Here is a 12,125-nt window from a genome sequence, read left to right on the forward strand (position 1 = left end):
GATGCTCCTACTGGCTCTGCGGTCGGTCCGGCAGCGGCCCGGACGGTTCCTCGCGACGCTGCTGTCCGCGTTCCTGGGCGCGGCGATCGTCATGACGTTCAACTCGATGCACGACACCGCCGGGCAGCCGGGCGTGGACCCGGTGAGCTCGGAGACGCTGCGCACGGCGGCCGGTGTGGTCGGCGGGTACGGCACGCTGCTGGTGTTCTTCGCCGTCGCCTCGGCGCTGACGGTGAACGTGCGGCAGCGGGCGGCCGAGCTGGAGCTGCTGCGCTGCTCGGGGGCGACGCCCGGGCAGCTCAGGGGCATGGTGGTGGGCGAGGCGGTGGCCGTGGCCCTGGTGGGCGCGGCGGCGGCGACGCTCCCGGCGGTGCTGGGCGGGCGGCTGCTGCTGGAGGTGTTCCAGGACACCGGGCAGGTCGCAGGGTCCGTGGAGCATTCCTTCGGTGCCGTCGCGCTGGCGTCCGGCGTAGGCATCACCCTGGTGGCCTCGGCGGGTGCGGCGCTGCTGGCGCTGCGCCGGGTCACGCGGGGGCGGCGCCCGCGGGGCACGGGGCGGCGGCCGTTCTTCGCGTACGCGGCGCTGGTGGCCGGCGGGGCCGCGGCGTGCTCCACGTTCGCCTTCTCCGCGACGGACGAGATGCTGATGGCGCCGCCCGCGTACGGGGCGATCCTGCTGTCGGTGGGGTGCGCGCTGATGGCGCCGCGGCTGCTGACGGGCGTGCTCGGCCGGCTGGCGCCGGGCGGGGCGAGCGGATGGCTGGCGGTGCGGAACCTGCGGCAGCGGGCCGACGAGCTGGCCGGGACCCTGATGGCGTTGATCCTGTTCACGGCGGTGTCCACGGCCACGCTGACCATGCAGGCGGTGGAGAGCGACGAGGTGGCGGCCTCGGGCCTGGTGAAGTCCGTCGACGCCAAGAACCTGGAGACCCTCAACTACACGGTGGTCGGCGTCATCGTCGTGTTCGTCTGCGTCATGCTGGTCAACTCGCTGTACGCGGCGACCACGTACCGGAGCCGGGAGCTCGGTCAGCAGCGTCTCGCCGGGGCGACGCCCGGCCAGGTGCTGGGCGTGGTGGGCGCCGAAGGGCTGGTGCTGACGGCCGTCGGGCTGCTGTTCGGGACGCTCGCGGCACTGGCCGGGATCGTGCCGTTCACCGTGGTCCGCACCGACGCGGTGCTGCCGGGGCAGCTGACGGGCGTGTGGCTCGCCGTCGCCGCGGCCGGTGCGGCGGCGACGCTGGGCACGCTGCTGTCCACGGCGCGGCGCGTGCTGCGCACCCCGGCGGTACGGGCGGTGGGCGCGACCGCGTGACGAGCGACCGCGTGACAGGGTGGTGAGCAAGCGCTTAGATAGGTGTCCGGGCATCCTCGGGGTGCCCGGACACCGCCGTTCCCGCGCCCAGCCGGAGGCCGCAGTTGTTCACTTCCGTCGACGACGTCTCCGCACGTCTCGCCGAGACCGGCTACCTCGCTTCCCCGGCGGTCGCCACCACCGTCTTCCTCGCCGCCCGGCTCGGCAAGCCGCTGCTGGTGGAGGGCCCCGCCGGGGTGGGCAAGACCGAGCTGGCCAAGGCTGTCTCCCGCGCCTGCGACGCCCGGCTGGTCCGGCTCCAGTGCTACGAGGGCGTGGACGAGTCACGCGCGCTGTACGAGTGGAACCACGCCAAGCAGCTGCTGCGGATCAGCGCGGGGAGGGGCGAGACGTGGGACGAGGCACGCACGGACATCTTCGGTGAGGAGTTCCTCCTCCCCCGTCCGCTGCTCACCGCGATCCGCGGCGACGACCCGAAGGTGCTGCTGATCGACGAGACCGACAAGGCGGACGTCGAGATCGAGGGGCTGCTGCTGGAGGTGCTCGGCGACTTCCAGGTGACGGTCCCCGAGCTGGGCACCGTCACCGCGACCCGGCGGCCGTTCACCGTCCTCACCTCCAACGCCACCCGCGAGCTGTCCGAGGCGCTGCGCCGGCGCTGCCTGTTCCTGCACATCGGGTTCCCCGACGCCGAGCTGGAGCGGCGGATCGTCCGGCTGAAGGTGCCGGACATCGACGCGGCGCTGGCCGAGTCCGTGGTGCGGGTGGTGGGGGCGCTGCGCGCGATGGACCTGCGCAAGGCACCGTCGGTCGCCGAGACCGTCGACTGGGCCCGCACCCTGCTGGCGCTCGGCGCGAGCACCCTCGACGAGACGGTCGTACGGGACAGCCTGGGCGTGGTCCTGAAGCACCAGGACGACATCCGGAAGGCGGCGGCCAAGCTCGACCTGGACGCGCTGTGAGCACCGCCGCGGACACGGACCTGGTCACCAGGCTGACCGGACTGGTCGACGCGCTGCGCGCGCACGGCCTGCGGATCGGCACCGGGGAGACCGCGGACGCGGCGCGCGCGGTGGAGGCGCTCGGCCTCGACGACCGGGACCTGCTGCGCGAGGGCCTGGCGGCGACCCTGCTGCACGGAGCCGACACGCGCCCGGTGTTCGACGCGGTCTTCGACCTGTACTTCCCGCGCGGGGTGGGCCTGCCGGAGACCGGCGGCGGCCTCGGCCGCGACGCGCTGCGCGACCGGCTGACCGAGGCGCTCGCCGCCGACGACACCGCGGCGCTGGCCCGGATCGCGGTGGAGGCGGTCGACGGCTTCGGCGGGTACGGCAGTTCACCCGGTCCGGACGGCTGGTCGTCGTACCAGGCGCTGGACCGGCTGCGCCCGCAGACACTGCTGGCCCGGGTGCGCGACGAGGTGCGCGGACGGGCCGGGCCAGAGGGCTTCGCCGACCGGCTGCTGGAGGACGAGATCCGGCGCCGCATCGAGGAGTTCCGCCGGCTGGTCACCGCGGAGGCGCGGCGCCGGGTCGCGGAACGCCGGGGCCGCGACGAGGTCGCCCGCCGCGCGGTCGCCCCGACCGCCGACCGGGTCGACTTCCTGTTCGCGGGCAAGGACCGGCCGGCCGAGCTGCGCCGCACGGTGCGGCCACTGGCCCGCAAGCTGGCGACGCGGATGGCCGCACGGCGCCGCAGGGCCGCCCGTGGCACCATCGACCTGCGCCGGACGCTGCGCGGCTCGCTGTCGACGGGCGGGGTGCCCGTACGTCCGGTGCTGCGCCGGCGCCGCCCCGCCCGGCCCGAACTGGTGCTGCTGTGCGACGTGTCGGGCTCGGTGGCCGGGTTCTCCGACTTCACGATGCTGCTGGTGCAGGCGCTGCACGACCAGTTCTCCAAGGTGCGGGTGTTCGCCTTCGTCAACCGGGTCGACGAGGTGACCGGCCTCCTGGTGCACGGCGCGGCCGACCCGGAGGGCCTGGGCGCCCGCATCCGCGCGGAGGCCGAGCTCACCGCCTGGCACGGCAGCAGCGACTACGGCGCCGCCCTGGGCGAGTTCACCGAGCGGTACGGCGACGCGGTGGGCTCGCGCACCACGGTGTTCGTGCTCGGGGACGCCCGCACCAACATGGCCGACCCGAACCTGCCGGCCGTCCGCGACCTGACCCGCCGCGCCCGCCGCGTGCACTGGCTCAACCCCGAACAACGCGCCCTGTGGGGCACCGGTGACTCCGCCGCCCCGGCGTACGCGGAACTGGTGGACATGCGGGAGTGCAGGAACGTACGGCAACTGGACATGCTGGTGGGGCGGTTGCTGCCGGTGTGAGGGGCGCGCACCCGGCGCCGGGTCAGGCCGGTGTCGAGGTCCAGCGTTGGGCGTCGGTGGCGTTGCAGGTCCACAGCCGTACGGGGGTGCCGTCGGCGGCGTCGGAGGCGCGGACGTCGACGCACCTGCCGGGGACGGCCGAGCGGAAGGTGGCCGTACGGGTCAGGCCGTCGGACGCCAGGGCGGACAGCGCCAGCGCGGCCGCCGCCCTCATCCCCGCCTCGTTGGGGTGGTAGGTGGAGCGTCCCGCGGCCGGGCGGTAGGACTCCACCCACGGGGTCGCGGAGCACGCGTCGTGGCCGCGGCTCGCCCCGGCCAGGTCCACCAGGGTGGCCCCCGTCGCGGCGGCCGCGTCGGCGGTGGCGGCCGCGAGGCGCGCGGCGATGCTCCGTTCGTACGCGGCCTGTTCGTCTGTCAGCGGGGCGTCGGCGCAGGTGCCGGAGTCCGGCAGCAGGGTGAAGTAGGTGACGAGGTGGACGCGGGCCTGAGGGGCGACGGCGTGAACCGCGTGCACGATGTCCGCGATGCGGCCGGGCAGTTCGGGGAAGGTCCGCTCGATGGCGTCGCGGTTCACCGTAGGGCAGGTGGTGCCGCCGCTCGCCTGGCAGGAGTAGGCGTTGATGCTGCCGAGGTAGTTGACGTCGTTGCCGCCGATCGTGATCGTGACCAGGCGGGTGTCCGGGGTCACGGCCCGGATCTGCGGCGGGCGGGCGCCCTGCTGGTCCCGCAGCACGTGCGCGGTGGTCGCGCCGCTGCACGAGACGTCCGTCAGGTCGGCGCCGATGGAACGAGCGACGATGCTGGGGTAATTGTTGGCGGACCGGGAGCAGTCGGAGGCACCGTCGCTCGTCTGGAGGGGCGGGATACCGGGTCCGGCGGCGAAGGAACTCCCCAGTGCCACATAGTCCGTTCCTACTTCGGCTCCGGCCTGGGCGGCAGCGGCGTGCGGCCCCGCGGAGGCGGACGGGGCCGGTGCGGCGACGACCGCGGCCCATGCCGCCGCCAGGGCGCACACGGCTCGCGCCCAGGTCCGGACCCGTAAGCGGTTGGTCGTGCGCGAACCCGGCATCGGCATCCTCCAGGAGCATCCATGACCGTTACACAACGTTGTAAACGGACCCTAGCCGCGTCCGCGGGCCGCGCCAAGACCGCCTGCGCGCCCTGCCGCGGGAGGATCGGGGCATGGCCAACTTCTCCTCAGCCCGGATCAACGCCCTCATCGTCGACGCGGCGGATCCCGAGCGGCTCGCCGCGTTCTGGTCGGAGGTGCTCGGCCGGCCGGTCGTGGGCCGCACCGGCCCCTACGTCTGGCTGCGCCGGGTCAACGACCTGGGACTCGGTTTCCAGCGCACCGACGCCCCCAAGGCAGGCAAGAACCGGATGCACTTCGACGTCGCCGCACCCGATCCGGCCGCCGAGCACCGCCGGATCGAGGCGCTCGGCGGGCGCCGCCTGGGAGGCTACGAGGACGGCGGCTTCCTGGTGATGGCGGATCCCGAGGGCAACGAGTTCTGCGTGATCCCGGAGGGCCCCTTCGAACTGGACGACGAGGGCCGCGCGCACTACCTCGACTGACGTCGCGAGGGACGGGCCCGGCACGTGGACCGGAGAAGATCTGGGAGCGGTTCGCGGGGAGGTCGCCGAGCGGCGTCCCCAACACGGCGGGTTCGGTCAGGGCGGCACCCGGATGCGGTGTCGAACCGACGTACATCTTGTGCACGCTCGGTGATCCGGAGCCGGACGAGGACGTGGCAGCGCCGGTGGCCGGCGGTCACCGGCGACTGGTGGAGATGGACACCGGCCACTGGCCCAGGTTCCGTGCGCCGCGCGAACTGGCGCGGAGACTCCTCGACACCGCCGCGGCATAAGCGCAGATCACGGGGTTCGCACCCGGCGGCTCACGTCGGTCCGGCGGCAACGCCCCCGCTAGTCCGCCTTCGCGTAGTCCTTCGCCATGGCGCCCGCGAAGTCGTACACCACGACCTGTTCGTCGCCGACCACCCACGCGTCGTGGCCCGGCGGGCAGACGAAGACGTCGCCGGGGCCGACCTCGCCCTCGGCGCCGTCGTCCATGCGGATGTGCAGGCGGCCCTGGAGCACGTAGCCGTTGTGGTGGATCCCGCAGGTCTCCGTGCCGGCGATCGGGCCGACCGACTCGGACCAGCGCCATCCCGGCTCGAACGTGGCGACCGCGAAGTCCAGCCCCGTGAGGTGGACGGCTTCGAGGTGGCCCCTCGGGAAGTCACGCCGCTCGTCGGCCTTGTCCAGCGTCTTCACCTCGAGCATGACCCTGCTCTCCCTTCCGTCACCGGCCCGGCGGGACGAGGGCCGGCTCCTACCCCTTCATCGTCCGCCCGTCCACTCGGGGGCGCCATCCGGGTGACGGGGCCCGCGCGGGCGCGCTCAGCCGGCGGGGCCGCAGAGCCGGGCGAAGCGTTGGGCGTCCACGTTGCCGCCGGACAGGATGAGTCCGACGCGGGGCGCAAGCGGGCCCGCGCGCCCGGTGAGCAGCGCGGCGAGCGGGGTGGCCCCGCTCGGTTCGAGGACGATCTTCAGCCGGGTGAAGGCGAACCGCATCGCGTCCTTGATCGCCTCGTCGTCCACCAGCACGACACCGTCCAGCAGGCGGCGGTTGACCGCGAAGGTCAGTTCGCCCGGGGCGGGGACGGCCTGGCCGTCGGCGATGGTGCGCGGCACGGGCACGGTGATACGCCGTCCCGCCTCCAGGGACCGCTTGGTGTCGTCCCCCGCCTCCGGTTCGACGCCGATCACCCGCGTCGCCGGGTGCAGGCCCTTGACCGCGGTGGCGCTTCCGGCGACCAGTCCCCCGCCGCCGACCGGCACGACCAGCGCGCCCAGCTCACCGGTCTCCTCGACGAGTTCGAGCGCCGCGGTGCCCTGCCCGGCGATGACGTGCGGATGGTCGTAGGGCGGTACGAGGGCCAGGCCCCGTTCGGCGGCGAGGGCCTCGGCGACGGCCGCGCGGTCCCCGGTGTACCGGTCGTAGGTGACGATCGTCGCGCCGTACCCCTCGGTGGCCGCGCGCTTGGAGGGCGGGGCGTCCTCGGGCATGACGACGACGGCGGTGGTGCCCAGTTCCCGGGCGGCGAGGGCGACGGCCTGGGCGTGGTTGCCGGAGGAGTAGGCGACCACACCCCGGGACAGCTGCTCGGGGGTGAGCCGCGACACGGCGTTGTAGGCGCCGCGGAACTTGAAGGCGCCGACCCGCTGGAAGTTCTCGCACTTGAGGTGCACCTCGGCGCCGACGAGCGCGTCCAGGGTGCGGGAGCGCAGTACGGGAGTGCGGTGGGCGACGCCCCGAAGACGGGCGGCGGCGGAACGGACGTCGTCCAGGGTGATCGGCGGGGTGGTGGTCGTCACGCGGTCCCTCCGGAGGAAGTCGGTGGGTTCAGCCTACGCACCGGGCGTCCGGCGACGGGCCCGGGCACGGCGGTCCGCGCCGGGGAATACCGGGGTGACCGGTCCGGTTGTCGGGCGCGAAGGAGGTGCCGAGTGGACACGACGTACTACGACCACGGAACGCCCGCCGAGCGCTGGGAGCGCGCCGGGATGTTCTTCGACGCCAAGGACTACACCGCGGCCGCACGGGTCCTGGGCAGCCTGGTCGAGGAGGTGCCGGAGCAGACCGGACCGCGTCTGCTGCTCGCCCGCGCCTACTACCACTCGGCCCAGCTGCGCCGCGCGGAGGCCGAGTTGCGGGTCATCGTGGACCGCGACCCGGTGGAGCACTACGCCCGGCTGATGCTGGGCCGCACCCTGCAGCGGCAGGGGCGGGACGACGAGGCGCAGCCGCATCTGCGGCTCGCGGCCGCGCTGGGCGGGGAGTTCGACGACGTGTAGGCCGAAGGCCCGCGACACCGGCGCCCGGTCCCCCTCTGGGGGCCGGGCACCGTGCGTTCAGGGGGCCGCGGGGTCGCCGCGGTGCGGCCGCGGCGGCGGGCGATCCGTGGTCCGGGCGCCGTCGCGCTCCCCGGTAAGCGCGTGTGAGCTGCGGCGCGCGCCGGCGGCGCATGCGATCCTGGCGGGATGGGAACTCCTGGCGATCGCGTGCCGTTGGCCGAACGGGTCGAGCAACTGCTCGACGGAGAGGGGCCGTTGCGCATCGTCGCGGCGGGCGATCCGGTGCTGCGGCGTGGCACCGAGCCGTACGACGGCCAGCTGGACCCCGCGCTGCTGGCGCGGTTCGTGCAGGCCCTGCGGATCACCATGCGGACGGCCCCGGGTGTCGGACTGGCCGCGCCGCAGGTGGGGGTGGCGCTGCGGATCGCGGTGATCGAGGACCCGGCGCCGGTGCCCGAGGAGGTACGGGCCGCGCGCGGGCGGGTGCCGCAGCCGTTCCGGGTGCTGGTCAACCCGGCGTACGAGCCGGTCGGCGCCGAGCGGGCCGCCTTCTTCGAGGGGTGTCTGAGCGTGCCGGGCTACCAGGCGGTGGTGGCCCGGCCCGCAGCGGTGCGGCTGACCGGGCAGGACGAGCACGGACGGGCGCTGGACGAGGTGTTCACCGGCTGGCCCGCCCGCATCGTGCAGCACGAGACGGACCACCTGGACGGCACGCTGTACCTGGACCGGGCCGAGCCGCGCTCGCTGTCCTCGAACGAGGCGGCGGCCCGGAACTGGGCGCAGCCGACGGCGGAGGAGGCGGCGCGGGCGCTGGGCTTCGACCTGCCCTGACCCGCCCACGGCCGGTACGCGCGGACGCCCGCCCCGGCGCGCACCCTCCGCGCCGCGTGCCCCGCCGGTCAGGCGTCCCTGTACGCCTCCAGCAGGCGCAGCCATACCTCGCTGATGGTGGGGTACGACGGGACGGCGTGCCAGAGTCGGTCGACCGGGACCCGGGCGGCCACCGCGACCGTCGCCGCGTGGATCAGCTCGCCGACGCCGGGGCCGACCAGGGTGAGGCCGCGCAGGATCTCGTCCTCGAGGTCGACGACCATGCGGGCCCGGCCCCGGTAGTCGTCGCCGTACAGGCTCGCGCCCGCCACCGAGGACAGGTCGACGTCCACGGCCCGCACCCGATGGCCGGCGCGCTCGGCCTCCGCGAGGGTGAGGCCGACGGAGGCCACCTCCGGGTCGGTGAAGACGACCTGCGGGACGGCCGCGTGGTCGGCGGTGGCGGCGTGCGCGCCCCAGTCCTCGGCCCGCACCGGCTCCCCCGCGGCCCGGGTGACGATGGCGGCGCCCGCGATGCGGGCCTGGTACTTGCCCTGGTGGGTGAGCAGGGCACGGTGGTTGACGTCGCCGACGGCGTACAGCCAGTCGTGGCCGGTCACCCGCAGGCTGTCGTCCACGTCGAGCCAGGAACCGGGCTCCAGGCCGACCGTCTCCAGGCCGAGGTCGTCGGTGCGGGGGGCGCGGCCGGTCGCGAACAGGATCTCGTCGGCCTCGATGCGGTCACCGGTGTCGGTGAGGACGACGACGGTGCCGTTCTCCCGGGTCACCGACTTCACGGAGGTGCCGGTGCGGACCTGCGCGCCGGCCTCGGTGAGGGCATCGGCGACCAGGTCGCCTGCGAAGGGCTCCATGCGGCCCAGCAGGCGTTCGCCGCGCACCAGGACGGTGACGCGGGAACCGAGCGCCTGCCAGGCGCAGGCCATCTCGGTGGCGACGACCCCGCCGCCCACCACGACCAGCCGGCCGGGAGCGGAGTGCGCGCTGGTGGCCTCGCGGCTGGTCCAGGGGCGCACCTCGTCCAGTCCGGGCAGGCCGGGCAGCCGGGCCCGGCTGCCGGTGCAGACGGCGACGGCGTGCCGGGCGGTCAGGACGGTCCGGTCGCCGTCGGGGCCGGTGACGGTGACGGTGCGCGGTCCGCTGAGCCGTCCCTGCCCGCGGTACAGGTCGGCGCCGGTGCCCTCCAGCCACTGGACCTGGCCGTCGTCCTTCCAGCCGGAGGTGAAGGAGTCGCGCCGGGCGAGCACCGCGGCGGTGTCCAGGGGTCCCTGGACGGCCGCGCGCAGACCGGGCAGGCGGCGGGCGTCGGCCTGGGCGAGGACCGGGCGCAGCAGGGCCTTGCTGGGCATGCACGCCCAGTAGGAGCACTCCCCGCCGACGAGTTCGCTCTCCACCACCGCGGTGCTGAGCCCGGCGGCGCGGGTGCGGTCGGCGACGTTCTCGCCCACCGGCCCGGCGCCGATCACCACCACGTCGTAGGCGGTCGCTTCCGTGTGCGTCGATTGCGTTTCCGTCATGGCGTCAGTCTGGTGGGTGGTGTGCCGGGTGGCCACATGGGTAGGGGCGCGGAATACGTGACCGGTCGGCCGTGTTGTGCCGACGCCCGAGCCGACAGCAGGAAGAGGGACCAGACCATGAGCACCACCGTCGAACTCACCAAGGAGAACTTCGACCAGACGGTCACCGACAACGAGTTCGTGCTGATCGACTTCTGGGCGGACTGGTGCGGGCCCTGCAAGCAGTTCGCACCCGTGTACGAGAAGGCGGCCGAGGCCAACCCGGACCTCGTGTTCGGCAAGGTGGACACCGAGGCGCAGCCGGAGCTGGCCGCCGCCTTCGGCATCCAGTCGATCCCGACGCTGATGATCGTCCGCGACCAGGTCGCCGTGTTCGCCCAGCCGGGTGCCCTTCCCGAGGCCGCGCTGACGGACGTCATCGGCCAGGCCCGGAAGCTGGACATGGACCAGGTCCGCCAGCAGATCGCCGAGCAGCAGGCGCAGCAGGGCGAGAATCCGGGCGCCTGACCGCAGGCCGGGCGCCCGCGCGCCCGACGCACTCGGGGCACGGCACGTCCCGGGACGTCAGAAGGGGTAGCGCGCCACGTCCGCGCGCACCGTGGTCCACCGCAGCTCGGTGAACGCCGCCAGATTGGCCTCGCCGCCGAAGCGGGCGCCGGTGCCGGACGCGGCGACCCCGCCGAAGGGCGCGACGGCCTCGTCGTTCACGGTCTGGTCGTTGATGTGCACGATGCCCGTGGGGATGCGGTCCGCCAGCGCCAGGGCCCGCGCCGGGTCCGCCGTGACGATGCCGACGGCCAGCCCGTAGGGGGTCGCGGTGGCCAGGGCGACCGCTTCCTCGGCGGTCACGAAGGACCGTACCGGCGCGACCGGTCCGAAGACCTCCTCCGTGTAGGCGGGCGTGAGGTCGTCCGCCTCGGCGAGCACGGTGGGCCGGTAGAACAGCCGCTCGTGGGTGCCCCCGGCCACCAGCCGGGCGCCGCCCGCGGCGCTCGACTCGACCAGACCACGCACCTTGCCGAGCTGGCCCCCGTCGATGAGCGGCCCCAGCTGGACCTGCTCCCGGTGCGGGTCGCCGACGCTCAGCGCGTCCGCATGGGCGGCCAGCCGCTCGACGTACGCGTCGTACAGCGACGCGTGGACCAGGTGCCGTCCCGTCGTCATGCAGATCTGCCCCTGGTGGAAGAACGACCCCCAGGCCGCCGTGGAGGTCACCGCGTCCAGGTCGGCGTCCTCCAGCACGACGAGCGCGGAGTTTCCGCCCAGTTCCAGGTGCGCCCGCTTCAGGTGCCGGCCCGCGGCCTCCCCCACCGCGCGGCCCGCGGCCGTGGAGCCGGTGAAGGAGATCACCGGGATGTGCGGGTCGGTGACCATGGCCTGGCCCGTGTCGGCTCCGCCGGGCAGGACCTGCAGCAGCCCGTCGGGCAGGCCGGCCTCGGCGAAGACGGCGGCCAGGGCCAGTCCTCCGCACACCGCGGTACGCGGGTCCGGTTTGAGGACGACAGCGTTGCCGAGGGCGAGGGCCGGGGCCACGGAGCGGATCGACAGGATGAGCGGCGCGTTGAACGGGGCGATCACCCCCACCACGCCGACCGGCACCCGGCGGGTGTAGGACAGGCGGGGTTCCTCGGTGGGCAGTACCTGTCCGGCGGGGCGGGAGGCGAGGGCGGCGGCCTCGTAGCACTCCTGCGCGGCGACGTGCAGCTCGAAGTCGGCCTTGCCGGGGACGCTGCCGGCCTCCCTGACCAGCCACTCCCGTAGGGCGGCGTGGCCGTCGAACAGGTCGCCGGCCTTGCGGAGCACCGCGGCCCGCCGGATGTGCGGGGACCTCGCCCAGTCCGCCTGGGCGGCATGCGCGGCCTCAGCGGCGGGCTCGACGTCCTCGGCGGCGGCGAGGGTGACGGTGCCGAGGGTCTCGCCGGTGGCGGGCTCGGTGACGGTGTGCTCGGGACCCTTCAGCGGGCGGGACGATCCGGTGGTGAGGTCGGGCCAGGTCATGACGCCTCCTCCGTCGTGTCCCGGCCCGGTGCGGTGGGCGGCGCCCGGACCGGCTCGGTCCTCAGCCGCGTACCCCGGAGGCGGGGCGGACAACACCGCGCGGGCGTGCGCGGCATGGCAGCGGGCCGGGGGATGTCGCGCGACCCGTCGCTCACGGGGCGCCGTCGCGCCCACCCGCGCCGCCCCAGCGGCACGACTGCCCACACAGCGGCGCCCCCAAGGGGCGCGGGGAACTGCGCGACCAGCCCACGACGACCCGCACCCGGCATGCACCAGCCCC

At 74.6% G+C, this 12,125-nt stretch carries 12 protein-coding genes; 7 read left to right on the forward strand and 5 right to left on the reverse strand.

Annotated elements, in window-relative coordinates; genetic code table 11:
- The first annotated feature begins 1 nt into the window (after position 1).
- The 3 genes from ACIF8S_RS08745 (at position 2) to ACIF8S_RS08755 (ending at position 3,641) form a co-directional block, all read left to right on the forward strand.
- A complete protein-coding gene (locus ACIF8S_RS08745) occupies positions 2-1,315 on the forward strand; it encodes an FtsX-like permease family protein (RefSeq protein WP_399998177.1) in 1,314 nt (437 codons plus the stop codon).
- A gap of 104 nt (positions 1,316-1,419) precedes the next feature.
- Complete coding sequence (locus ACIF8S_RS08750; RefSeq protein ID WP_399998178.1) at positions 1,420-2,277, forward strand: AAA family ATPase; 858 nt, start codon at positions 1,420-1,422, stop codon at positions 2,275-2,277.
- Positions 2,274-3,641, forward strand: a complete 1,368-nt coding sequence (locus tag ACIF8S_RS08755) for a VWA domain-containing protein (RefSeq protein WP_399998180.1) — start codon at positions 2,274-2,276, stop codon at positions 3,639-3,641. The genes ACIF8S_RS08750 and ACIF8S_RS08755 overlap by 4 nt, the downstream gene beginning before the upstream one ends.
- A 22-nt stretch (positions 3,642-3,663) precedes the next feature.
- On the opposite strand, the gene ACIF8S_RS08760 is transcribed toward ACIF8S_RS08755, so the two are convergent.
- Complete coding sequence (locus tag ACIF8S_RS08760) at positions 3,664-4,542, reverse strand: GDSL-type esterase/lipase family protein (protein ID WP_399998182.1); 879 nt, start codon at positions 4,540-4,542, stop codon at positions 3,664-3,666.
- 281 nt (positions 4,543-4,823) lie between these two features.
- Between ACIF8S_RS08760 and ACIF8S_RS08765 the strand changes: the two genes are divergently transcribed.
- Positions 4,824-5,216: a VOC family protein gene (locus ACIF8S_RS08765; RefSeq protein ID WP_399998183.1), complete on the forward strand. Its 393-nt coding sequence runs from the start codon at positions 4,824-4,826 to the stop codon at positions 5,214-5,216.
- A gap of 351 nt (positions 5,217-5,567) precedes the next feature.
- Here ACIF8S_RS08765 and ACIF8S_RS08770 read toward each other — a convergent pair whose 3' ends face one another.
- Positions 5,568-5,927 (reverse strand): cupin domain-containing protein, encoded by a 360-nt coding sequence (locus ACIF8S_RS08770; protein WP_399998185.1) that lies wholly within the window; start codon positions 5,925-5,927, stop codon positions 5,568-5,570.
- Positions 5,928-6,044: 117 nt separating this feature from the next.
- A complete protein-coding gene (locus tag ACIF8S_RS08775) occupies positions 6,045-7,022 on the reverse strand; it encodes a pyridoxal-phosphate dependent enzyme (protein WP_399998186.1) in 978 nt (325 codons plus the stop codon).
- A 132-nt stretch (positions 7,023-7,154) separates the two neighbouring features.
- Between ACIF8S_RS08775 and ACIF8S_RS08780 the strand changes: the two genes are divergently transcribed.
- A complete protein-coding gene (locus ACIF8S_RS08780) occupies positions 7,155-7,502 on the forward strand; it encodes a tetratricopeptide repeat protein (protein ID WP_215211029.1) in 348 nt (115 codons plus the stop codon).
- 186 nt (positions 7,503-7,688) lie between these two features.
- Positions 7,689-8,333, forward strand: coding sequence for a peptide deformylase (locus ACIF8S_RS08785; protein WP_399998187.1), 645 nt, complete (start codon positions 7,689-7,691; stop codon positions 8,331-8,333).
- Positions 8,334-8,401: 68 nt separating this feature from the next.
- Here ACIF8S_RS08785 and ACIF8S_RS08790 read toward each other — a convergent pair whose 3' ends face one another.
- Positions 8,402-9,847: a dihydrolipoyl dehydrogenase family protein gene (locus ACIF8S_RS08790; protein ID WP_399998188.1), complete on the reverse strand. Its 1,446-nt coding sequence runs from the start codon at positions 9,845-9,847 to the stop codon at positions 8,402-8,404.
- A 36-nt stretch (positions 9,848-9,883) separates the two neighbouring features.
- On the opposite strand from ACIF8S_RS08790, the gene trxA reads away from it, so the two are divergent.
- The gene (trxA, locus tag ACIF8S_RS08795; RefSeq protein ID WP_374113053.1) at positions 9,884-10,354 is read left to right on the forward strand and encodes a thioredoxin; all 471 of its coding nucleotides are present in this window, start codon (positions 9,884-9,886) and stop codon (positions 10,352-10,354) included.
- Positions 10,355-10,411: 57 nt separating this feature from the next.
- On the opposite strand, the gene ACIF8S_RS08800 is transcribed toward trxA, so the two are convergent.
- Complete coding sequence (locus tag ACIF8S_RS08800) at positions 10,412-11,845, reverse strand: aldehyde dehydrogenase family protein (protein WP_399998189.1); 1,434 nt, start codon at positions 11,843-11,845, stop codon at positions 10,412-10,414.
- Between the last annotated feature and the right edge of the window lie 280 nt (positions 11,846-12,125).

The sequence above is a fragment of the Streptomyces sp. NPDC085937 genome (assembly GCF_044540535.1).
Classification (GTDB): domain Bacteria; phylum Actinomycetota; class Actinomycetes; order Streptomycetales; family Streptomycetaceae; genus Streptomyces.

Coding starts and splice junctions, on each gene's coding strand:
- ACIF8S_RS08745 (WP_399998177.1), top strand. CDS start 2: ATGCTCCTACTGGCTCTGCGGTCGGTCCGGCAGCGGCCCGGACGGTTC.
- ACIF8S_RS08765 (WP_399998183.1), top strand. CDS start 4,824: ATGGCCAACTTCTCCTCAGCCCGGATCAACGCCCTCATCGTCGACGCG.
- ACIF8S_RS08770 (WP_399998185.1), bottom strand. CDS start 5,927: ATGCTCGAGGTGAAGACGCTGGACAAGGCCGACGAGCGGCGTGACTTC.
- ACIF8S_RS08785 (WP_399998187.1), top strand. CDS start 7,689: ATGGGAACTCCTGGCGATCGCGTGCCGTTGGCCGAACGGGTCGAGCAA.
- ACIF8S_RS08790 (WP_399998188.1), bottom strand. CDS start 9,847: ATGACGGAAACGCAATCGACGCACACGGAAGCGACCGCCTACGACGTG.
- trxA (WP_374113053.1), top strand. CDS start 9,884: ATGGGTAGGGGCGCGGAATACGTGACCGGTCGGCCGTGTTGTGCCGAC.
- ACIF8S_RS08800 (WP_399998189.1), bottom strand. CDS start 11,845: ATGACCTGGCCCGACCTCACCACCGGATCGTCCCGCCCGCTGAAGGGT.